Origin of the sequence: Arthrobacter sp. zg-Y769 (assembly GCF_020907405.1) — a bacterium.
In the GTDB taxonomy this organism is placed as follows: Bacteria; Actinomycetota; Actinomycetes; order Actinomycetales; family Micrococcaceae; genus Arthrobacter_B.
This window is the reverse complement of the sequence record NZ_JAJJOE010000004.1, coordinates 195,981-216,352: the sequence shown is the minus strand read 5'-3', so window position 1 is coordinate 216,352 and position 20,372 is coordinate 195,981. Positions and strand designations below refer to the sequence as shown.

Below are 20,372 nucleotides of genomic sequence, written 5' to 3'. Positions count from 1 at the left end.
AACCCGGGCCGCTACTGGACCTGCGGGCTCAGCGTGACAGTCTCCCCGTCCACCCGCAGGGAGGCGTTGAAGGTGAAGGGCTCCTCGGCCACCAACGGGCTTTTGTCTCCGGTGAAGAGATCAACCTGCGTGGCGGTGACCTGGGCGGTGCCGCTCAGCGGGCTGAGCACCCAGTTGCCCTCCGCCTGGGTCAGTTCAACCTCAGGGTAATCCGTAATGCTCCATCGGACCGGCTGTTCCACGCGGTTGTTGGTGGAGTGGTAGAACGGGCAGCCGGGAGGCGCCAGGCGGTCTGCGGCGGTGCAGCCGTCGAGGAACTCTCGGATGCCGGCATCAATCTTGGAGACCAGTTCCTTGGTTGCCTCCGGTACGAGGGCGAGCTGGGGATCCGCTTCGGCCGTAACCAGGGTTTCCTGCTCGGGAGCGGCCAGGTACTGGCTTTTATAGGATGCAGCCACCCGCGAAACGGGGAAGGCCGCGAACGTATTGGCTCCCTCCGGAAGGGTTACCCGGACACCGTTGAGGGTCGCTTCCCGCAGCGCCGGAGCACTGACCTGCACGGTGGGCAGTGCGGCCGGCACAAACTCCCACGTGTCAAAGAAAAGCCAGCGCTTTCCGGCGTTTTCCAGCACGAACCTGGTTGTTCCCTCGGTCTCGCCGTAGGCGTAGTCCAGGGCCACTTCAACGCGGTCCCCGCCAATGTCCTCGGCATCGCCGATTTCGCGCACCTGAAGCCCCTTCACGGAGGCGCGGAGCGCTTCACCGTCCAGCAGGGCGGCATTGGCGTCCGGGACCTGCGCGTTGAGCATCCCCAGCGCCTGTTCGCCCTCGCCGTCGGCCAGCTTCTGCAGATAGGTTTCGACGTGCTGCCCGGGGCCGTAGGTCTTCGCGTTAACGAAATAGATCACGACGACGGCGGCCGCGATGGTGAGCATGAGGGCAAGCAGCCAGGCGGCTACTGCCTTGATTACCGGTGATGTTCCCTGCACCGGTCTTACGTTACCTGCCCGGACGGACGAAGGCCGGATCGGTTTCCCGCTCCGGCCTTCGTGTCAGGCGCCCTGCCCTCGGGCTGTGTGTGTTGTGTGCGGCTAGGAAGCCGCGGCCGGAACTTCCTCGTGTGCAGCGGCGATCTCCTCGGCACGGTGGGCGTTGGCTTCCTCCGTCAGCTCCGCACCGGCAGCCGCATCGCGGGTCAGGTTCTCGCCGGTCTCCGGGTCGAAGAGGTGCACCTTGCGGGTGTCCAGCCACAGTTCGGCGTCGCGGCCGCCGCGGATCCGGCTGGCGGCGTCGAGCGTAACCACCACCTGCGGGCGCAGTTCGTCGGCATCCATGTCCCGTGCGAGGTTGTTCAGCAGCTCACGCACCTCGGGCGTGGGGTCGAAGTGGATGTAGCCGTACTGTTCGTTGCCCAGCCACTCCGTGTGCGTGATCGGTGCCGTGAACGTGGAGCCGTGCTGCAGCTTGTGTTCCTCCACCAGCGAAGCATCCTCGAAGAACTCGGGACGGATGCCCACCAGGACAACCTGCCTGCCGGCGGCCTTCGCTGCCTTTTCCTCGGGAATGCGGAGGTCGCCGACGGCGGTCTTCAGCACTCCGTTCTCCAGCGTGGCGGGCAGGAAGTTCATGGAGGGGGAACCGATGAAGCCGGCCACGAAAAGGTTGATGGGCTGCTCGTAGAGCTCGCGCGGGGAAGCGACCTGCTGCAGGATGCCCTTCTTCAGCACTGCCACCCGGTCTCCCAGCGTCATGGCCTCGGTCTGGTCGTGGGTGACGTAAACGCTGGTGGTGCCCAGGCGGCGCTGCATCTGCGCAATCTCGGCACGCATCTGGCCGCGCAGTTTGGCGTCCAGGTTGGAGAGCGGCTCATCAAAGAGGAAGGCATCGGCCTGCCGGACGATGGCCCGGCCCATGGCCACCCGCTGCCGCTGGCCGCCGGAGAGGTTGGCTGGTTTCCGGTCCAGGTGGTCCGTCAGTTCCAGCGTGGTTGCTGCGTCGGTCACGAGCTTGCGGACCTGCTCGTCGTTGTACTTGCCCTTGTTCAGGCGCAGCGGGAAGGCAATGTTTTCATACACGGTCAGGTGCGGGTAGAGCGCGTAGTTCTGGAACACCATCGCCAGGTTGCGGTCACGGGGTGCCTTGTCATTAACCCGCTCTCCGTTGATCAGCAGATCACCGGAGGTGATGTCCTCCAGGCCCACGATCATGCGCAGCAAGGTCGACTTGCCGCAGCCTGAGGGGCCCACGAGGATGATGAACTCGCCGTCGGCGATGTCCAGGCTGACATCGTTGACGGCCGGGAAACCGTCGCCGTACTTCTTGACGAGGTGGTTAAGGGTGATAGATGCCATGGTTAGGGATCCTTTTCTTCAATCCGGGTGCCGTAAGGGAACTAGCCCTTGACGGCGCCCTGGGTTAGGCCGGAGACGATTTGGCGCTGGAACGCCAGCACCAGGACAACTACGGGAATGGTGACGATGATCGCCGCGGCGGAAATGGCGCCGGTGGGTTCCTCGAACTGGGAAGCGCCGGTGAAGAACGCCAGCGCTGCCGGGACCGGCCGTGCTGCCTCGGTGGAGGTCAGCGAGATGCCGTACACGAAGTCATTCCAGGCAATGAAGAACGCGATGATCGCCGTGGTGAAGACGCCGGGTGCGGCGAGGGGAACAATCGCCTTGCGGAACGCCTGCCACGTGGTGGCGCCGTCCACCTGTGCCGCCTGTTCCAGCTCCCACGGAATCTGCCGGAAGAATGCCGCCAAGGTCCAGATGGAGATCGGCAGGGTCAGGGACAGGTAGGGAATGATGAGGCCGGGCCAGGTGTCATAGAGACCGATGTTGCGCCACAGGTTGAACAGCGGGGTCACGATGGAGATCACCGGGAAGATCGAGACGCCCAGCGCCGTGGTCAGCACCAGCTTCTTGCCCGGGAAGTCCAGGCGGGCAATGGCATAGGCGCAGAGCGTGGCCAGGACGACCGCGATGAAGGTGGCGATCAGGCAGATGCCGATGGAATTGCGCAGGCTGCTCAGGAAGAGCCCCTGGGCGTCGCCGACCAGGATCTGCTCGTAGTTGCTCCATGACCAATTGGTCGGGAGGAAAGTCCCGGACGTCAGGTCGCTGGGCAGCTTGAACGAGGTCGCCAGGATCGACGCCACCGGGAACAGCGCGTACAGGATGACCAGAACCGAAATAATGGCCCAGATCGTCCGCCGTTTGGCAGGTGAGGACTTCACTTATTTACCCCCTCGAGCGCCAGAAAGGTCCACTTTGAACAGTTTGATTGCAATGAAACAGATGATGATGACACAGATGAACAGCAGGACCGACACAGCCGAGCCCATGCCGATTTCCAGGCGGGTAATCGAGGTCCGGTAGGCCAGCAGCGAAAGCACCTCGGTGCCGTACGCGCCGTTGGTCATGATGTAGACGTTGTCGAAGATGCGGAAGGCGTCCAGGGCCCGGAACAGGACGGCAACCATGATGGCTGCCTTCATGTTCGGGATGATCACCTTGGACATCCGCTGCCACCAGGAGGCGCCGTCAACTTCTGCAGCTTCGGTCAGCTCACCCGGAACCTGGGCCAGGCCCGCGAGCAGCAGCAGGGAGATGAACGGGGTGGTCTTCCAGATTTCCGAGGCCATAATGACGGACAGCGCCGTCCAGGTGTCGGCGAACCAGTTCAGGTCCGCATCAATGCCCGGCACCCAGTTGAACCAGCTGTTGATGTACCCGGAATTGATGTCGAAGGCATAGAACCAGGCGAAGGCGGAAACCACCGTGATGATGCCGTACGGCACGAGGATCGCAGTGCGCAGCCAGCCGCGGACGGACTTCAGCGCGCTGTTCATCACCAGGGCCAGGGCAAAGCCCAGAATCAGCTCAATCACGACGGTGATGACCGTAATCAGGACCGTGACCCCCAGATCCCGCCAGAACAGGCCGTCCGAAAGGATGGTGGCGTAGTTGCCCAGACCCACGAACTCCCGGTCCGCCGGGGCGGTCAGGCGGTATTTGAACAGCGATTCCCAGAGCGCCAGGAGGATCGGGTACGCAGTGACCGCCAGCATGATGATGAAGGCGGGGCCGGCGAGCCAGAAGCCCATCCGCCGCTCCGCTTTGGCGCGGTCGCTGAGGGGCTGTTTGGACGGAGTGGGCTTGGCCGGTGCGTCCCGGACCGCTTCAACGGAAGTGCTCACAGCAGTTTCTCCCCTCTAAGGACTTCGAGAATGAATTCCTGGCTCTCGGCCGGAGTGGTATCGGGGTTTACGTCGCTCGGCGGGGTCCAGGTCTGCTGGATGCCGGTGGAGATTTCGTTGTAGTACGGGGTCTGCGGCCGCGGAACGGCCAGCTCCAGCGAATCCCGGATGGTCGGAGCCATCGGGAATGTCTCTTCGATCCCCGGTGCGTTGTAGGCCTCTTCATTCGACGGCGGGTTGCCGTTGGTTGTGAAGTACTGGGCCTGGTTCTCGGGCGAAACAATGCATTCGATGGCCTCGAACGCCAGATCGGGGTGCTGGCTGTTGGAGCCCACCCCGAGGTTGATGCCGCCCAGCGGGGGAGCGGTGTCCTCGCCCTCGTTCATAGCCGGGTAGAGGGCCCAGCCGATGTCGTCGATGAGGGATTCAGGCAGTGCGCCTTCCTCGACCGATGCGTTGGTGGCCGGCCAGACGAAGGGGTAGTTGACCATGAAAGAGCCCTGATCGCCCTGGAACTGGATCATGGACGTATTTTCCGTCTGCGTGGGCAGCCCGGGACCGCCCAGGCCTTCCTTGCCGATGGTGGAAACGACGTCGGCGGCCTGCTTACCGGCCTCGGAATCCAGTCCCAGCCTGAGTTCGTCCGCCGGTGCGTCCGGGTTCTCCACGATCTGGCCGCCGGCCGACGCCACCAGGGCGTTGACCCAGACGGTCATGGACTCGGCGCGGGCGCCCTGCACGCCGATGTACTTGTCCTGGCTCTCGGCGGCAGCGATGATCTGGTCCCAGGTAACCGGCTTGGTCATGTCCAGCTGCGCCGCTTCAGCAACGGATTTGCGGTACCAAAGGATCTGGGTGTTGGCCCAGAACGGGACGGCCACCACTTTGTCTTTCCACTTGGCACCCTCGAGGGCACCTTCCAGGACGCCCTCGGTGGTGCGCTGGGCGACGTCGTCGGGGACCGGGGCCAGGTAGCCGGGTTCTGCGTACTCCGGCACGTTGGGCGGGTCGAGACTCATGATGTCCATGCTCTTGTCGCCGGCCGCGAGCCGCCGTGCCAGCTGTTCGCGCTGGGAGGCGGCATCATTGGGCAGCAGGGAGGTCTCGATGGTGTAGGCACCCCCGGAGGCCTCGCTGCACTGCTTCGCCAGTTCTGCCTGGCCGCCCGCATCCGGGTTGATATACCAGGTCAATGTGGGCACTGCGCCCTCGTCGGTTCCGCAGCCGGTCAGGAGAGTCGCACCCAGGGCCAGAGCAACGCCGGCAGCAGCCCGTGCCCCTTTCCGGGTACGCCCCCAGTATCTTGCGTCCTTTGGCATCGGTACTGTGCCTCCACCTCGTCGTAGGCGTCGCCTGCGGCGGTGCAGGTGACGGGCTGCACACTAAGCAGCCTTCGGTTTGACCATATGCCTTGAACGTAATTTATGCCACATCAAAACCCGCCAAACCGGGTGTTGCCTCAGGTCAGTAGGGCCGCGGCCAGAACCAGCACGGGGAGCGAGGCAATGGTGGTGAGGAGCACGGTGTCCTTGGCGACCAGCACGCCTTCCCCGTAGCGGGCCGCGGCAACGAACACATTCTGCGCGGTGGGCAGGGCAGCGGTCACGACGACGGCGAAAAGCAGGTGCCCGTCCATGCCGAGGATGAAGCGTGCCAGCAGGAAAGCCAGCAGGGGCTGGACAAGGAGCTTGAAGGCAGAGGCGAGGACGACGTCGACCCGCCGGCCGCCGTCCGCGTCCAGCGGCCGCGAACCCACCAGGGAGAGGCCGAAGGCCAGCAGCATGGCAGGAACCGCGGCTCCGCCGATCAGGGAGACGGGTTCGTGGATGATTTCGGGCAGCTGCGTGCCGGTGGCAGCCAGCAGCAGGCCGATCAGGGAACCGACGATGATCGGGTTGCGCACCACCTGGCCTGCAAAGATCCGGATGGACGTCCGCCGGCCGCTGGTGGCCGAATCCATCATCATCAGGAAGAAGGGGGTGAAGAAGGCGAGCTGGAATATCAGCACGGGCGCGATGTAGGCGGCGTCCCCGAGGACATACACGCAGATAGGCAGCCCAAGGTTGGCGGCATTCACCAGGGACGAGGACATGGCCGAGACAAGGACCTCGGGCAGCGGACGGCGCAGCCACCAGCGGGTGACGAGCACATACAGGAGCGCCGTGGCTCCGGCGCTGGCGGCGGCCACCAGCAGCGGGAGCGAAAAGACCGTGCGCAGGTCCGCATCACTGAGGGTAGTGAGCAGCAGCGCCGGGGATGCGACGAAGAACGCCAGGCGGCTCAGTACGGTCTGGGCGTTTTCCCCCAGTACCCCGAGCCGGCCGATTGCATAGCCGGTGAGGATGATGATCCAGACAACGGCGAATCCGGTGAGTACCCCCAGCACCGGATGCGGCTATCTGGCTTCGGCGGCGGCGCCCGGGTTGCCGGCCATGACCTGGGTGTTGTCCAGGGCCAGCGGAGGACGCTCGGTCCCCTCGGTCACGGCCTCGGCCGGGTCCGTTCCAAGCTCCAGGATCCGGTTGGCGGAATCAACGTGGACCACGGTGGGCACAAAGGTGCGCGCTTCTTCGGTGGTCATGTCTGCGTAGGTGATGAGGATGACCGTGTCGCCCACATGTACCAGGTGTGCCGCGGCGCCGTTGATGCCCAGCACCCCCGAGCCCCGCTCGCCGGCGATGGTGTACGTCTCCAGCCGGGCGCCGTTGTCGACGTCGACGATCGATACGAGCTCGCCGGGCAGGATATCCGCGGCTTCAAGGAGGTCGAGGTCAACCGTCACGGAGCCCACGTAGTGAAGGTCGGCATGGGTCACCGTTGCACGGTGGATTTTGGACTTAAACATTTTCCGGTTCATCGCGGACAAGTCTACGCCGATTACGCCGGAACTCGAGCCGGGGGTTGACACCGGTTGGTCACAGTGGAGCGGGCGACGGGAATCGAACCCGCGTATCAAGCTTGGGAAGCTAGCGCTCTACCATTGAGCTACGCCCGCAGTGTCCGGAAGGGATCCGGCACAGCTCCTAACTTTACATGGAACCCGCCGGTTGCCTAATCCGTGCAGGGCCGTTCCCCGATGGGTTCCGGTTCGCCCTGCAGGCATCGGGCCTACTCCCGGGCAGCCTCGCCGGTGGCCTGTCCGGCGTCGCCGTTCCGGGCACGCTCCACGAGTTCGCGCCACCTGCCCTTCACCTGCCGTTCCGGGATGGTGACGGCCGCCGGTCCTACGGAGATTTCATAGATGAACCGGTCCGGTTCGCCGTCCGCGGCCTCGGGCGGATCGCTGAGGAGCGGCAGCCACCGCTCCTGTGCCTCTTCGGAGCTGACCTGCGTGCTCCAGGTGCGCTGCATGCCTGCGAAGCCGCCGCTGCGCACTACAACCAGTCTCATACCAAGACGTTAACCTCTTTCCATGCGGCCTGCACAGCAGTACTTTCCTCCGCTCCGGCTCCGTACCGTTTTTCCGCTGCAGTGAGCGTAGCGGCGGCGAAGACGGCGAAGGTGGCGTCTGCGGGGAAATTGCGTTCCGTGATGGTGTCGTACCAGATCTGGCCGGCACGCTCCCAGGCATACCCGCCCAGGGCCTCAGCCACCAGGTAGAAGGCGCGGTTGGGGATCCCCGAGTTGATGTGGACACCGCCGTTGTCCGCCGCGGTCTTCACAAAGTCCTCCATGGAGGCCGGCTGCGGGTCCTTGCCGAGCACGTCGTCGTCATAGGCCGTGCCCGGCGCCTGCAGCGACCGCAGCGCCCGTCCCTGGACCAAATCCGTGAACAGGCCTTCGCCGACCAGCCAGCTGGCCTGGTCAGCACTCTGGCCCAGCAGCTTCTGCTCAACCAGGACGCCGAACACATCCGCCACTGATTCGTTCAGCGCTCCGGCCTGGTCGCGGTAATCCAACTGTGCGGTGTACTGGATGATGCCGTGGGTCAGCTCGTGGCCGATCACGGTGAGGGATTTGCTGAAACGTTCGAACACCTCGCCGTCGCCGTCGCCGAGCACCATCCGCGAACCGTCCCAGAAGGCGTTGTCGTAGGCGTGCCCGTAATGGACCGTGGCCTCCAGCGTCCGCCCTGCACCGTCGAGCGAGGAGCGGCCGTACGCATCGCTGAAAAGCCGGTAGGTGGCACCGAGACCGTCATAGGTTTCATCCACCGCCGCGTCCCCCGTGGCCGGTTCGCCCTCGGAGCGCACCACGGTGCCCGGCAGTTCCTCGAGGCCCAGGGCATCGGCGATGGAACGGCGCAGGGATGGGGGAAACGCGGTACCTGAGCCCCGGGACGGGGCTGAACGGGGCACTGAGCGCGCCGATTCCACGCCCTCGATCCCGGTCAGGGCCCGGCGGGCCGCCTTGGCCGCCGTTGCCTTTGCGGGGTCTTCGGCGGCGGCCAGGCGGGCAAGCAGATACGGCGGAACGATGGAGCAAATCGAAGAAGCCACGCTCGAGTTGGTCACGGTACAGCCCTCCCTCTGTTGTGAGGTTCCCCAGCGTAGGCCCCGCCACCGACACTGCAAGGGCTAGGCCTGCAAAAACGGCATCAAATGGCCATAACGCAACCTAACCGGCCGTTTTTGCCCCTTCCCGCGCAGGATTAGCCCTGTTCCTCCGCCTGTTCCTCCGCCTGTTCCTCCGCCTGTTCCTCCGCCTGGGCAGCGGTCTGTGCGGACGCTTCGTTGAGGGAGGCGACCACGTCCGGGCCGATTTCCAGCCCCACTTCGTGCCCGGGGTTCACTGACATGCCGTATCCCGGGGCAATGCTGCGGATGGTTGCCTCGCCGCTCGCCTTGACGATCACCGGTGCTGCCTCGCGCAGCTGCTGCGGGATGCGGTCCGGGGAGGTGAAGGTGGCAGCTACGGAGTAGTCCGCGTCGGGGGCCTTCAGGACCACTGCCTGGAAGGTGGACGGATCGTCTTCCTTGGCGAGGCGCCCTACGCTGAGCAGTTCCGACGTCCAGATGACGGACATAACCTCGCGGTTGGTGATCCGGCCTTCACGGCCTGCGGTGATGGCTTCTTCGAGCGCCGCGCCGGGTGCTTCGACGTCGTCGTGGGCCAGCGGCATTGTCGGGATCTCGGGGGTGTTGTCCGGTTCCATGAAGGACTCCTTTGGGGGATCGGTGCCAAAACTCCAAGTCTGGCATATCGAGCGGATACCGTGGTGGGCATGAGTCCGAACGAGAACACCCGCAGCCTTGAAGCAGGCATTGAACGGGACTTCAGCGACAAGATGAGCTACGGGTCCTACCTCGCCCTGGATGAACTGCTCTCCGCGCAGCATCCCGTGAGCAGCCCGGAGCACCACGACGAGATGCTGTTCATCATCCAGCACCAGACCTCGGAGCTGTGGCTGAAACTCGTCCTGCACGAGCTGCTCGCCGTACGTGCCCGCCTGGCGGCCGATGACCTGCGGTCGGCCATGAAGGGAATTGCCCGGATCAAGCACATCCAGCGCTCGCTGACCGAGCAGTGGTCCGTGCTGGCAACCCTGACTCCGTCCGAGTACGCCGGGTTCCGTGATGACCTGGGTGCCTCCAGCGGGTTCCAGTCCTACCAGTACCGGGCGGTCGAGTTCCTGCTCGGCAATAAGAACGAGGCAATGATTGCCGTGTTCGCGGCAGACCCTGCGGCACAGGAACTGCTGTCCGGCCTGCTTTCCGGGACCAGCATCTATGACGAGTTCATCCGCTGCCTAGCCCGCCGCGGCTACGCGGTGGCACCGGAACTCCTGGACCGTGACGTGAGGCAGGCGCACGTTTATGACGAGTCGCTGCTGGCGGTCTACAAATACGTCTACGAAAACCCGGCGGAGAACTGGGACGTGTACGAGGCCTGCGAAGAGCTGGTGGACCTGGAGGACAATTTCCAGCTGTGGCGTTTCCGACACGTGAAAACGGTGGAGCGCACCATCGGCATGAAGCGCGGAACCGGCGGTTCCAGCGGCGCCGGCTTCCTGCGGCGTGCCCTCGAACTGACGTTTTTCCCCGAGCTCTATGCGGTGCGGACGGAAATCGGCCGCTAGGGGCATGCGCTATTTTTGAAGAGTGCTGATTTCTGACCGCGACATCCGAACCGAAATTGCCGACAACCGGATTGCCCTGGACCCCTATGACCCCGCAATGGTCCAGCCTTCCAGCGTCGATGTCCGCATCGACCGCTTCTTCCGGCTCTTCGACAACCACAAGTACGCCCACATTGATCCCTCGCAGGATCAGCCGGAGCTGACCCGCCTGGTGGAAGTGGACCCGGATGAGCCCTTCATCCTCCACCCCGGCGAGTTTGTCCTGGGCTCCACCTACGAGCAGGTCACCCTGCCGGACGACATTGCCGCGCGGCTGGAGGGCAAGTCCTCGCTGGGCCGGCTGGGGCTGCTGACGCACTCCACCGCCGGCTTTATCGACCCGGGGTTCTCCGGCCACGTCACGCTGGAGCTTTCCAACATGGCAACGCTGCCCATCAAGCTGTGGCCCGGCTCCAAGATCGGCCAGCTGTGCTTCTTCCGGCTCAGTTCCCCGGCCGAGCACGCCTACGGCTCCGGCCGCTACGGCAACCGCTACCAGGGCCAGCGCGGCCCGACGGCGTCGCGCAGCCACCTGAACTTCCACCGCACGGATGTCACTGCCGGCACCCCGGCCAAGGACGGGGACGCAGTCAGCGCCTCCTAGGGCCTGGCGGGACTGTCCGGCTGGCGGAGGCGGCGAGAACGTCCGGCCGGAGGGCCTGGCGGAGGCGGCTTTAATATTCCAAGAGAGCTCTGCGAGCGAAGGAATTTCGTTGCCGCCGGAGCCAGGCCCATAGGCCGGAACCGGAGCCAGGCCCATAGGCCGGACCCATAGCGCTTAGTCCTTATCGACGGGCGGAGCGGTCCGTGCTGCGGGGGAGCGGACCGGGAGCAGGACCAGCAGGCCCACCAGCAGCACGGCCATAATGCCGATGATGCCGTAGCGCTGCGAACCGAAGATCGCGATGCAGGCCGAGAACAGGGCGGGGGCCAGGAAGCTGACCGCCCGCCCGGTGGTGGCGTACAGGCCGAACAGCTCGCCTTCCTTGCCCTCCGTGGCGAGCCGGGCCAGGAACGCCCGGGAAGCGGACTGGGCCGGGCCCACGAACAGGCACAGCATCAGGCCGAAGATCCAGAAGGTGGTGTCGCCGGTCCACTGCAGCCCCAGCAGATCCTGGTCCTTCGGGCCCAGCACCACCACGGCAGTGCCGGCAAGGATCAGCCCGATCAGCGAACCGACGATCACGGCCTTGGGACCGACACGGTCATCGAGGAACCCGCCGATCACGGACCCGACGGCGGCCACCACGTTGCCGAAGATTGCGAACATGATCACCTCCGAGAGTTCCCAGCCGAAGGTGCCGGCCGCAATAACGCCGCCGAACGTGAACACTGCTGCCAGCCCGTCGCGGAAGACCGCGCTGGCGAGCAGGAAGTAAATGGTGTGGGGGTCGGTCCGGAAGAGGGCCTTGATGCGCTGGAACAGGAGCTTGTAGGACGCAAGGATCCCCAGCCGTGCCACTGCATCCTGCCGGGGAACCTCGGGCACGGTGAACATCAGCGGCAGGGCGAACAGCAGGAACCAGACGGCGGAAAACAGTGCCACGGCCCGGATGTTCAGTCCGTCTTCGGAAGTGACGCCGAACCAGCCGACGTCGGGCTGCACGAAGCCCACCAGTACCAGCGCCAGGGCGGCGATTCCGCCTACGTAGCCCATCGCCCAGCCCAGGCCGCTGATCTTTCCGACCGAAGCCGGCGTGGAGATCTGGCTGAGCATGGCGTTGTAGTTCACACCCGCAAACTCGAAGAACAGGTTCGCCGCAGCGATCAGGGCCACACCCAGGATCAGGTACTCGGGGGCGGGGAGGACAAACCAGCACGCCGCGACCAGGGCGCAGGTCAGCAGGGTGTTGACGGTCAGCCATGTGCGGCGGCGTCCGCCGGCGTCCGAGCGCTGGCCGGTAACCGGTGCGAGGACGGCCACGGCCACGCCGGCAATGGCGAGGCCGGCGCCGAGGACGGCGGAATTATGGTCCTTGTCCCCGAACTGCTCCGAGGTCAAGTAGACGGTGAACACAAAGGTGGTCATCACGGCGTTGAAGGAAGCGGAGCCCCAGTCCCAGGCAGCCCATGCCGCCACCTGCTTCCAGCGTGCAGGTGCCGGGGGGTTTGCCGTCCGGCGGTCCGGAGACATGTTATCTGTGCTGAGACTCATGCCGCCGAGCCTAGCGGCTCCCGCGGCCCGGAACGGTATTCGACGCCTAAAACGCCGATTCCTGCATTCCGGGCCGGACCGGCCGAATAGGAGGGCATGCGTATGCCATGGGTAGAATGTATATACCGACCTTGACCGCCCCCTTGATAATTACAGCCGTTTGACGCTGGATCATCGACGAAAGCCCGGGAGATCATAGTGCTGTTTGTGCTCACCGTTCTGTTTACGGTGGCACTTGTTGCGCCCTTGGTGTTCCGGAAGGTCGGCCGGTCTGCGTTCTACATCCTTGCGGCTTTCCCCGCCGCCGCATTCGTTTGGCTGATGGCCACTTTCCCCCGGTACACGGGAGCAGACCAGACCCTGGCCTCCGGCGCCCCGAACGCGCCGCCGTCGGTCACGATTCCCTGGATTCCCGAACTCCGTGTGGAGCTCGCCTTCCGAATGGACACGCTCTCGGCGGTGCTGTCCATCCTGATCCTCGGTGTGGGCGCGCTGGTCCTGTTCTACTGCGCCCGGTACTTCCGGCCCAATGATCCGAAGATGGGCAGCTTCGGCGCCCAGCTGCTGGCATTTGCCGCCGCGATGTTCGGCTTGGTTACGGCAGATGACCTGATCCTGCTGTTCATCTTCTGGGAACTGACCACCATCCTGTCCTACCTGCTGATCGGGTATTCCGCGCACCGGCTCTCCGCCCGCCGTGCAGCCCTGCAGGCATTGATCGTCACCACCTTCGGCGGCCTGGCGATGCTGGTCGGCATGATCGTGCTCGGCACCGTCGCCGGGACCTACCGGATCTCCGCGATCCTGGCGCAGGCACCCGAACTGGCGGCCACCGGGACGCTGGTCAATGTTGCCATTGCCCTGCTGCTGGTCGGCGCCGTTTCCAAATCCGCCCTCGTGCCCTTCCACTTCTGGCTGCCCGCGGCCATGGCCGCTCCCACCCCGGTCAGTGCCTACCTGCACGCAGCGGCAATGGTGAAGGCGGGCATCTACCTGGTCGCCCGGCTCGCACCCGGATTCTCCGAGACGCTGCTGTGGCATCCCATTGTGCTGGTCCTGGGACTGACGACCATGCTGCTGGGCGGCTGGCGTGCCCTGCGCCAGTTCGACATCAAACTGCTCCTCGCCTACGGCACCGTCAGCCAGCTCGGCTTCCTCACCCTGGTGGTGGGGCTGGGCAGCCGGGAAGCCGCCGTCGCCGGAATGGGACTGCTCCTGGCCCACGGTTTCTTCAAGGCGACCCTGTTCCTGGTGGTCGGGATCATCGACCACCAGGCCGGCACCCGGGACATCCGCAAGCTCTCCGGAATCTTCCGCGCAGCACCGAAACTCGCCGTCGTTGCCGTGATCGGTGCGGCGTCCATGGCCGGTGTGCCCCCGCTGCTTGGTTATGTGGCGAAGGAATCCGTCTACGAGACCTTTGTGCATTACGGCGAGCAGCAGGGCACCTTCGCCGCCTGGCTCCTGCTGGCCGGCGTGGTGACGGGCTCCATCCTCACCGTTGCCTACAGCTCCCGCTTCGTCTGGGGTGCCTTTGCCTCCAAGGAAGGCCGCACACCCACCCCGTTCAAGAGCGTGTCGTGGTCCTTCCTCGCCGCCCCGGCGCTCCTGGCCGCCGCCACCGTGGTGTTCGGGCTGTGGCCGGCTCCGCTGGACTCGGTGATCGCTTCCTACGCGGACCTCTTCCCGGCCGAGGGGAAGCCCACGCACCTGGCACTGTGGCACGGACTCACCCCGGCGCTAGGGCTGAGTGTACTTACCCTCGCCATCGGCGCCGCCCTGTTCCTGCTGCGCCGCCGGGTGGAATCCTTCCAGCGGACCGTTGCGTCCCCGCTCGACGCCGAGCGGTCCTACCGCGGCGCCATCGGTGTGCTTGACGACGTCGCCGTGTGGGTCACGGGCCGGACCCAGCGCGGTTCGCTGATGTTCTACCTGTTTGTCATTCTGTCCATGGCGATCGTGGTCCCGCTGACGGCGCTGATCCTGCGCTCCGCTCCCTTGCCGGAGAATTTCCGCTGGTTCGATACCCCGCTGCAGGCCGTGATCGGCGCGGCGGTCATCCTGGGCGCGGTTGCCGCAGCCCGCGCCACCAAGCGCTTCCTCGCCGTGCTGATGGTTTCGGTCAGCGGCTACGGCATAGCCCTGATTTTCGCCCTGCAGGGTGCCCCGGACCTTGCCCTGACGCAGATGCTCGTCGAGACGATTGTGCTGGTGGCGTTCGTGCTGGCCCTGCGGTCCCTGCCGGCCCGCCTGTGGAAGCGCGAACCCAAGCGCCACCGCCTGCTGCGGGCACTGCTGGGCATCGCCTTCGGCGCGAGCATGGTCGTGTTTGCCATGACCGCAATGGCCTCCCGCGTCGCCGCCCCCGTCTCCCTCGATTTCCCGAAGCTGGCCTATGAGGGCGGCGGCGGATCCAACATTGTCAACGTGACACTGGTCGACATCCGCGCCTGGGACACGTTCGGGGAAATCACTGTGCTGGCCATCGCGGCCACCGGCCTTGCTTCCCTGATCTTCGTCCGCGGACGCGGTGACAAGCGGCGCCGGGCCGAGGGAGTGGCCAGCGGCTCGGTGGACCGCGGCCGGGAGCAGTTTGCCCCCACCGGCCGCCGCCAGGCCACCCTCGCCCTGGCCCGGAAATTCTCCAGCGTCGGCCGTGACGCCTGGCTGGTGGCCGGCCGGACGCTTGCACCCGAGCGGCGGTCCATCATCTTCGAGGTCATTACCCGGCTAATCTTCCACTCCGTCATCATGTTCTCGGTCTACCTGCTGATTGCCGGCCACAACGCCCCGGGCGGCGGGTTCGCCGGCGGACTGATGGCCGGACTCGCGCTGACCATCCGGTATCTTGCCGGCGGCCGCTTTGAGCTGGCCGAGGCCAGCCCGGTCAGCGCCGGCACCCTGCTGGGCGGCGGTCTTGGCGTGATTGCCCTTTCCGCTGCCGCGCCGCTGTTCTTCGGCGGGCAGATCCTGCAGAGCGCGATTCTCAAATTCACCTGGCCGGTCTTCGGGGAGATCAAGTTCGTCACCTCCACGATCTTCGACATCGGCGTCTACCTGGTGGTGGTGGGGCTGGTGCTGGATGTCCTGCGCAGCCTGGGTTCGGAGATCGACGAGCGCAGCGAGGCCGACGCCGATGACGATGAAGACGACAGCATTGTGGAGGAACCCCAGATCCTGGCTATCGCGACCAGTCCCGCCGGCGATGCCGGCTCCCGTCCCGAAGAGGAAGAGGTGGCACGGTGACTGTGAACCTCACCCTCCTCCTGGTTATGGGGTGCCTGTACGCCGCCGGCATCTACCTGCTGCTGGAGCGGAGCCTGACCCGGGTGGTGCTTGGCCTGGCCATGCTCACCAATGCCACGAATATCCTGCTGCTGGCCACCGGCGGACCGGCCGGGCTGGCACCCATCTTCAACAAGGACATTGCAGCGGATGCCTACAACGATCCGCTGCCGCAGGCGTTCATCCTGACCTCGATCGTGATTTCCTTCTCGGTCACCGCTTTTATGCTCGGCATTATCTACCGGTCCTGGGTGCTGGGCCGGCAGGACGAGGTCCAGGACGACCTTGAGGACCGGCGCGTGGCCAGCCAGAGCAGCTTCGATGCCGAAGATGACGCAGACGTCCCGGAGGACACCACGGAATTCACTCCGCCGGAGGAAGCCGAAGAGGCTCCCGGCTCCCAACGCGGCAACACAGCAAACGACCCGGAGGTGACCCGATGAATACAGCCAGCCTTGCGCCGCTGGCGGTGGTGCTCCCGGTCCTCGGTGCTGCCCTCGCGTTCATCCTGATCCGCCACCAGCGTGCGCAGCGGGCGGTGAGCATCAGCATCCTCAGCGTCACCCTGATCCTGGAAGTTGTCCTGCTGTCCTCGGTCTGGGAGACGGGTGCGCAGGCCGTGAACCTGGGTGCCTGGCTTCCGCCGTTCGGCATCACCATGGTGGTGGACCAGTTCTCCGCACTGATGCTGGTGGTCTCTTCGGCGATCAGCCTGTCCGTGCTGATCTATGCCGCCGGCCAGGGTATGGCCGACGGCGACGAAGACGGTCCGATTTCCATCTTCCATCCGACGTACCTGATCCTCGTGGCCGGTGTTTCCAATGCCTTCCTCGCCGGGGACCTGTTCAACCTGTACGTCGGCTTCGAGATCCTGCTCACCGCAAGCTACGTCCTGATGACCCTGGGTGGAACTACGCCCCGCATCCGCGCCGGCGTGACCTACGTGGTGGTCAGCGTGGTTTCCTCGCTGCTGTTCCTGATCTCCATCGCCATGATCTACGGCGCCACCGGCACGGTGAACATGGCGGACCTTGCCCTGAAGCTCGGCGAACTGGACCCGGCAACCCAGCTGATGCTGCACCTGATGCTGCTGGTGGCGTTCGGCATCAAGGCCGCAATCTTCCCGCTGTCGTTCTGGCTGCCGGACTCCTATCCCACGGCACCGGCCCCGGTCACCGCCGTGTTCGCCGGCCTGCTGACCAAGGTGGGTGTCTACGCCATGGTCCGCACCGAAACCCTGCTCTTCCCGGGAGACCGGATCAACACGCTGCTGATGGTGGTGGCGGGGCTGACCATGCTGGTCGGCATCCTGGGTGCCCTGGCCCAGACCGACATCAAGCGAATGCTCTCCTTCACCCTGGTCAGCCACATCGGCTACATGGTGTTCGGGCTGGCGGTGGCCTCCGTGGCGGGCATCGGCTCCGCGGTGTTCTACGTGGTGCACCACATTACGGTGCAGACCTCGCTGTTCCTGGTCACGGGCCTGATTGAACGCCGCGGCGGAACCGCGAACATGGACCGGCTCGGCGGACTTGCCCGCCTGTCGCCCCTGCTGGCCGTGCTGTACTTCATTCCGGCCATTAACCTGGCCGGCATCCCGCCGTTCTCCGGCTTCCTGGGCAAGCTCGGCCTGATGCAGGCCGGTGTGGACCTGGGCACCCCGCTGGCGTATGTACTGGTGGGCTCAGGCGCCGCCACCAGCCTGCTGACCCTGCTGGTCATGGCGAGGGTCTGGAACCGGGCCTTCTGGCGGACCCCCGAGGACGCCGTGCACCCGGACCCGATCCTGCTCGCTACGAGTTCCGACGGGTCCAGCCTGCGCAGCTCCGAGAATGTCAACGAGCACGCCACCGGACGGTTCTCCGGCCGGGACTCCGTGGACCTGCTGCCGCGGACCATGGTTTACCCCACGGTGGGCCTGGTGGCCCTCGGCGTCGCCCTGACCGTGGCCGCCGGGCCGCTGTTTTCACTCAGCGACGGTGCAGCCAGGGACCTGCTGGACCGTACCCCGTACATTGAAGCGGTCCTGGGAGAAGGTGCAGCTCAGTGACCAAGGAAGCACGCATGCGTGAGGGGTCCCGCGTTCCGCTGCTGCAGGAACTGCCCCTGCTGATCTGGCTGGTGTTCCTGTGGGGGGCGCTGTGGCAGGACTTTAGCGCCGGCAACCTGATCTTCGGTGCGGTGATCGCGTTTTTCGTGGCGAACATCTTCTATCTGCCGCCCGTGGAACTCAGCGGCAGGTTCAACCCGATCTACGGGCTCGCCTTCGCCGGAAGCTTTCTCTACAAGCTGGTGCAGGCCAGCTTCCATGTGTTCTGGCTGGCGGTTTTCCGCGGTCCGCGGATCCGCAACGGAGTGATCGGGGTGAAGCTGCGCAGCCGGTCGGACCTGATGGTCACGGCCACCGGCCACGTGCTGTCGCTGATTCCCGGCTCGCTGGTTGTCGACGTCGACCGTTCCACCTCGACGCTCTATCTGCACGCACTGAATGTGTCCACGGCGGAACAGGCCGAGAAGGTGCGGGCCGATGCCCTGGACACCGAGGCCTGGCTGATCCGCACCCTGGGAACCAAAGAGGAGCTGGCCGCCCTGCGTGCCGAAACCGCTGAAACACGGAAGCGAAAGATTGGAGGCCGGGCATGATGAGCGCAGCTGTGGTGGCGGTATCCGTCATGCTGGCGGTGGCCGGCGCCGGTGCCATTTACCGGATTGCCCGCGGTCCCTCCATCCTGGACCGGGTGCTGGCCTCGGACGTCCTGCTGGCCATTGTTGGTGCGGCCCTGATCACCGACATGATCGTTTACCGCAACCTGGACTACCTGGCCCTGGTGGTCGCCATTTCCTTGATCGGCTTTATCGGCTCCGTGACGGTTGCCCGCTTCGTAACGGACAGGCGGTAGCACCGTGGAAGAGACCGTCTATGACGTGATCACGGCCGTGCTGATGCTCGGCGGCGCCCTGATGTCCCTGGCCGCCGCCATCGGCCTGATCCGCTTCCCGGACCTGCTCAGCCGCATGCATGCAGCCACCAAGCCCCAGGTCCTTGGGCTGCTGTTGTTCCTGCTGGCGCTGGCCGTGGAATTCCGGAGCTGGAAGCTGCTGCCCGTCCTGGCCGTGGTGTGGATCTTTATGCTCCTGACGGCCCCCGTCTCCGCCCACATGGTGGGCCGCGCCGGGTACCGGACCAAGCACCTGCGGCCCGAGCTGCTGGTCATCGACGAGCTGGACGACGTCGTCGAGCGGGCACAGCGCCTGCTGCGGGAAGCGGAAGAGGAAGCACTCGAAGACGAGGACGATGATCCGCGCGTAGATGATGATCCCGGGCACAGCTACACCGGGGAGCTCGACGACGACGAGATGCTGCGCGCCCGCGGAACCGGTGCAGGCGAGGCGTTAAACAGCGACGCCCAGCGCCCGGGGAAAAACCCCGAGGGCTGAGCGCGGCTTCTCCGCCGGCGGCGGAGGTGGAACCGTTCCGGGCTTAGACGATTTCCGGAGTCTTCTGGTAGCGCTGGATGGCGCGCTGCGTGCCGCGGTTGGTCAGCACACGGATGACCTGGCTGACGGCACCCGAGACCACTGCGAAGGCCACGGCGGAGCGGAGGCTGTTTTCCAGGCTGCCCTCGGCATCCTTGGGCGGTTCTTTGCCGGTGGACTTGGTCCAGGCGAAGTCCAGCACCTTGGCGGCGACGATTCCGGAAAGGATGCTCGCTCCGGTTCCGAGCAGTTTGAGGATCAGGTTCATGAATACTCCTAGCTTCGGGCGTTTTTCCTAACCCTACGGTACCCGTTTACCCGTCGCCGGATCGGGAGTGCGTGTGTAGAGTGGAACGGCAAACATACGACAGGGGAGCGCCGTCCCGCAGCAGGTCTTCGGACCCCGAAGGACAAGGCGCTGAGAGTGCGGAGATCCGCAGACCCTCGAACCTGATCCGGTTAGTACCGGCGAAGGGAGTCGAGAGCTCAGGGAATCCCCGTTGGCCGGCAACGGCCTGCGGGAGAAGTGCGCCGGTTTACCGGTGCAGCATCACCCTCCCCTCCTGATAACAGGAGGATATTCATGAAAGACCAATCTGCAGCACCGGGCCGTCGGCCCACGGCCTCCGGACGCACCTGGCGCGTGGTGGACATTGTTGTGGCTTCCGTCCTCGCGGTGGCCGTGGGCGTGATCTTCTGGGCCTGGTCCCTGGGCTACGCCGGGATCAGCGCGCTTACCGCGGCGTTTCCGCCGCTTGCCGGGCTCTACACGGGCGGCTGGCTGATTGCCGGGGTGCTGGGCGGGCTCATCATCCGCAAGCCCGGCGCCGCCGTCTACTGCGAAATGCTGGCCGCGGCCGTGTCGGGTGTGCTGGGCACCCAGTTCGGCCTGTCCGTACTCCTTTCCGGCTTCCTGCAGGGCCTTGGCGCCGAGCTGGTGTTCCTGCTGTTCCTGTACCGGCGTTTCTCCCTGCCCGTGGCACTGCTGGCCGGGCTGGGATCCGGACTGTTCCTCGGCCTGAGTGAAAACGTCCTCTACAACGTGGAGTGGGCAGCGCAGTGGCAGGTGCTGTACGTCCTGCTCACCTGCGTATCCGGCGCGGTGATTGCCGGCGCCCTGTCCTGGCTGGCGGTCCGCGCCCTGGCCCGGACGGGTGCGCTGGCACCGTTCGCGTCAGGACGAACGCGGCAGGCGTAGC

20 protein-coding genes, 1 tRNA gene, 1 pseudogene and 1 riboswitch are annotated in these 20,372 nt (G+C 65.4%); of the genes and pseudogenes, 9 read left to right on the top strand and 13 right to left on the bottom strand.

Annotated features, from left to right (window positions below; all coding sequences use genetic code 11):
* Positions 1 to 11: 11 nt before the first annotated feature.
* From LOC60_RS03230 to LOC60_RS03180, 11 genes are all read right to left on the bottom strand, one after another.
* Positions 12 to 989, bottom strand: a complete 978-nt coding sequence (locus LOC60_RS03230; RefSeq protein WP_230021917.1) for a hypothetical protein — start codon at positions 987 to 989, stop codon at positions 12 to 14.
* A gap of 102 nt (positions 990 to 1,091) precedes the next feature.
* Positions 1,092 to 2,351, bottom strand: coding sequence for an ABC transporter ATP-binding protein (locus LOC60_RS03225; protein ID WP_230021914.1), 1,260 nt, complete (start codon positions 2,349 to 2,351; stop codon positions 1,092 to 1,094).
* 41 nt (positions 2,352 to 2,392) lie between these two features.
* Positions 2,393 to 3,235, bottom strand: a complete 843-nt coding sequence (locus LOC60_RS03220; RefSeq protein ID WP_230021912.1) for a carbohydrate ABC transporter permease — start codon at positions 3,233 to 3,235, stop codon at positions 2,393 to 2,395.
* A complete protein-coding gene (locus LOC60_RS03215; protein WP_230021910.1) occupies positions 3,236 to 4,198 on the bottom strand; it encodes a carbohydrate ABC transporter permease in 963 nt (320 codons plus the stop codon). It lies immediately after the preceding gene.
* Positions 4,195 to 5,517, bottom strand: coding sequence for an extracellular solute-binding protein (locus LOC60_RS03210; protein ID WP_230021908.1), 1,323 nt, complete (start codon positions 5,515 to 5,517; stop codon positions 4,195 to 4,197). The genes LOC60_RS03215 and LOC60_RS03210 overlap by 4 nt, the downstream gene beginning before the upstream one ends.
* 140 nt (positions 5,518 to 5,657) lie before the next feature.
* A complete protein-coding gene (locus tag LOC60_RS03205) occupies positions 5,658 to 6,584 on the bottom strand; it encodes an AEC family transporter (protein WP_230021906.1) in 927 nt (308 codons plus the stop codon).
* A 9-nt stretch (positions 6,585 to 6,593) separates the two neighbouring features.
* Complete coding sequence (panD, locus tag LOC60_RS03200; protein ID WP_230021904.1) at positions 6,594 to 7,055, bottom strand: aspartate 1-decarboxylase; 462 nt, start codon at positions 7,053 to 7,055, stop codon at positions 6,594 to 6,596.
* 64 nt (positions 7,056 to 7,119) lie between these two features.
* Positions 7,120 to 7,193, bottom strand: a tRNA-Gly gene (locus LOC60_RS03195).
* A gap of 113 nt (positions 7,194 to 7,306) precedes the next feature.
* Complete coding sequence (locus LOC60_RS03190; protein ID WP_230021902.1) at positions 7,307 to 7,588, bottom strand: protealysin inhibitor emfourin; 282 nt, start codon at positions 7,586 to 7,588, stop codon at positions 7,307 to 7,309.
* Entirely contained in the window at positions 7,585 to 8,652 is a 1,068-nt protein-coding gene (locus LOC60_RS03185) for a M4 family metallopeptidase (RefSeq protein WP_230021899.1), read from the bottom strand. The genes LOC60_RS03190 and LOC60_RS03185 overlap by 4 nt, the downstream gene beginning before the upstream one ends.
* A 137-nt stretch (positions 8,653 to 8,789) precedes the next feature.
* Positions 8,790 to 9,293, bottom strand: a complete 504-nt coding sequence (locus LOC60_RS03180; RefSeq protein WP_230021897.1) for an SseB family protein — start codon at positions 9,291 to 9,293, stop codon at positions 8,790 to 8,792.
* A 69-nt stretch (positions 9,294 to 9,362) separates the two neighbouring features.
* On the opposite strand from LOC60_RS03180, the gene LOC60_RS03175 reads away from it, so the two are divergent.
* On the top strand, positions 9,363 to 10,217 hold the full coding sequence (locus LOC60_RS03175; protein ID WP_230021895.1) for a tryptophan 2,3-dioxygenase: 855 nt from the start codon (positions 9,363 to 9,365) through the stop codon (positions 10,215 to 10,217).
* A gap of 22 nt (positions 10,218 to 10,239) precedes the next feature.
* Positions 10,240 to 10,860 (top strand): dCTP deaminase, encoded by a 621-nt coding sequence (gene dcd / locus LOC60_RS03170; RefSeq protein ID WP_230021887.1) that lies wholly within the window; start codon positions 10,240 to 10,242, stop codon positions 10,858 to 10,860.
* A 174-nt stretch (positions 10,861 to 11,034) separates the two neighbouring features.
* Here the strand turns inward: dcd and LOC60_RS03165 are convergent, their stop codons facing one another.
* Positions 11,035 to 12,390 carry an MFS transporter gene (locus LOC60_RS03165; RefSeq protein WP_230022858.1) on the bottom strand — a complete coding sequence of 452 codons (1,356 nt, stop codon included), beginning with the start codon at positions 12,388 to 12,390 and terminating at the stop codon, positions 11,035 to 11,037.
* 219 nt (positions 12,391 to 12,609) lie between these two features.
* On the opposite strand from LOC60_RS03165, the gene LOC60_RS03160 reads away from it, so the two are divergent.
* From LOC60_RS03160 to mnhG, 6 genes and pseudogenes are all read left to right on the top strand, one after another.
* The gene (locus LOC60_RS03160) at positions 12,610 to 15,657 is read left to right on the top strand and encodes a Na+/H+ antiporter subunit A (protein ID WP_230021879.1); all 3,048 of its coding nucleotides are present in this window, start codon (positions 12,610 to 12,612) and stop codon (positions 15,655 to 15,657) included.
* A complete protein-coding gene (locus LOC60_RS03155) occupies positions 15,654 to 16,139 on the top strand; it encodes a Na(+)/H(+) antiporter subunit C (protein WP_230021877.1) in 486 nt (161 codons plus the stop codon). Before LOC60_RS03160 ends, LOC60_RS03155 begins: the two co-directional genes overlap by 4 nt.
* Entirely contained in the window at positions 16,136 to 17,746 is a 1,611-nt protein-coding gene (locus LOC60_RS03150; RefSeq protein WP_230021875.1) for a Na+/H+ antiporter subunit D, read from the top strand. Before LOC60_RS03155 ends, LOC60_RS03150 begins: the two co-directional genes overlap by 4 nt.
* A 14-nt stretch (positions 17,747 to 17,760) precedes the next feature.
* The gene (locus LOC60_RS03145; RefSeq protein ID WP_230021874.1) at positions 17,761 to 18,339 is read left to right on the top strand and encodes a Na+/H+ antiporter subunit E; all 579 of its coding nucleotides are present in this window, start codon (positions 17,761 to 17,763) and stop codon (positions 18,337 to 18,339) included.
* Positions 18,336 to 18,596 (top strand): monovalent cation/H+ antiporter complex subunit F, encoded by a 261-nt coding sequence (locus LOC60_RS03140; protein ID WP_227919225.1) that lies wholly within the window; start codon positions 18,336 to 18,338, stop codon positions 18,594 to 18,596. Before LOC60_RS03145 ends, LOC60_RS03140 begins: the two co-directional genes overlap by 4 nt.
* Positions 18,597 to 18,639: 43 nt before the next feature.
* A pseudogene (gene mnhG, locus LOC60_RS03135) lies at positions 18,640 to 18,969 on the top strand (monovalent cation/H(+) antiporter subunit G); the annotation flags it as partial.
* Between the two features lie 208 nt (positions 18,970 to 19,177).
* Here mnhG and LOC60_RS03130 read toward each other — a convergent pair.
* Positions 19,178 to 19,441, bottom strand: a complete 264-nt coding sequence (locus LOC60_RS03130; protein ID WP_230021873.1) for a DUF4235 domain-containing protein — start codon at positions 19,439 to 19,441, stop codon at positions 19,178 to 19,180.
* Positions 19,442 to 19,532: 91 nt separating this feature from the next.
* Positions 19,533 to 19,667, top strand: a riboswitch (TPP riboswitch).
* A gap of 89 nt (positions 19,668 to 19,756) precedes the next feature.
* On the opposite strand from LOC60_RS03130, the gene LOC60_RS03125 reads away from it, so the two are divergent.
* Positions 19,757 to 20,371, top strand: coding sequence for an ECF transporter S component (locus tag LOC60_RS03125; RefSeq protein WP_230021872.1), 615 nt, complete (start codon positions 19,757 to 19,759; stop codon positions 20,369 to 20,371).
* The last annotated feature ends 1 nt before the right edge of the window (position 20,372 follow it).

What these genes read in the sequence shown, in the direction of transcription:
- LOC60_RS03225 (WP_230021914.1), bottom strand. Translation starts at nt 2,351, where the DNA reads ATGGCATCTATCACCCTTAACCACCTCGTCAAGAAGTACGGCGACGGT.
- LOC60_RS03210 (WP_230021908.1), bottom strand. Translation starts at nt 5,517, where the DNA reads ATGCCAAAGGACGCAAGATACTGGGGGCGTACCCGGAAAGGGGCACGG.
- panD (WP_230021904.1), bottom strand. Translation starts at nt 7,055, where the DNA reads ATGAACCGGAAAATGTTTAAGTCCAAAATCCACCGTGCAACGGTGACC.
- LOC60_RS03190 (WP_230021902.1), bottom strand. Translation starts at nt 7,588, where the DNA reads ATGAGACTGGTTGTAGTGCGCAGCGGCGGCTTCGCAGGCATGCAGCGC.
- LOC60_RS03180 (WP_230021897.1), bottom strand. Translation starts at nt 9,293, where the DNA reads ATGGAACCGGACAACACCCCCGAGATCCCGACAATGCCGCTGGCCCAC.
- LOC60_RS03175 (WP_230021895.1), top strand. Translation starts at nt 9,363, where the DNA reads ATGAGTCCGAACGAGAACACCCGCAGCCTTGAAGCAGGCATTGAACGG.
- LOC60_RS03165 (WP_230022858.1), bottom strand. Translation starts at nt 12,390, where the DNA reads ATGTCTCCGGACCGCCGGACGGCAAACCCCCCGGCACCTGCACGCTGG.
- LOC60_RS03150 (WP_230021875.1), top strand. Translation starts at nt 16,136, where the DNA reads ATGAATACAGCCAGCCTTGCGCCGCTGGCGGTGGTGCTCCCGGTCCTC.
- LOC60_RS03145 (WP_230021874.1), top strand. Translation starts at nt 17,761, where the DNA reads ATGCGTGAGGGGTCCCGCGTTCCGCTGCTGCAGGAACTGCCCCTGCTG.
- LOC60_RS03140 (WP_227919225.1), top strand. Translation starts at nt 18,336, where the DNA reads ATGATGAGCGCAGCTGTGGTGGCGGTATCCGTCATGCTGGCGGTGGCC.
- LOC60_RS03130 (WP_230021873.1), bottom strand. Translation starts at nt 19,441, where the DNA reads ATGAACCTGATCCTCAAACTGCTCGGAACCGGAGCGAGCATCCTTTCC.
- LOC60_RS03125 (WP_230021872.1), top strand. Translation starts at nt 19,757, where the DNA reads ATGAAAGACCAATCTGCAGCACCGGGCCGTCGGCCCACGGCCTCCGGA.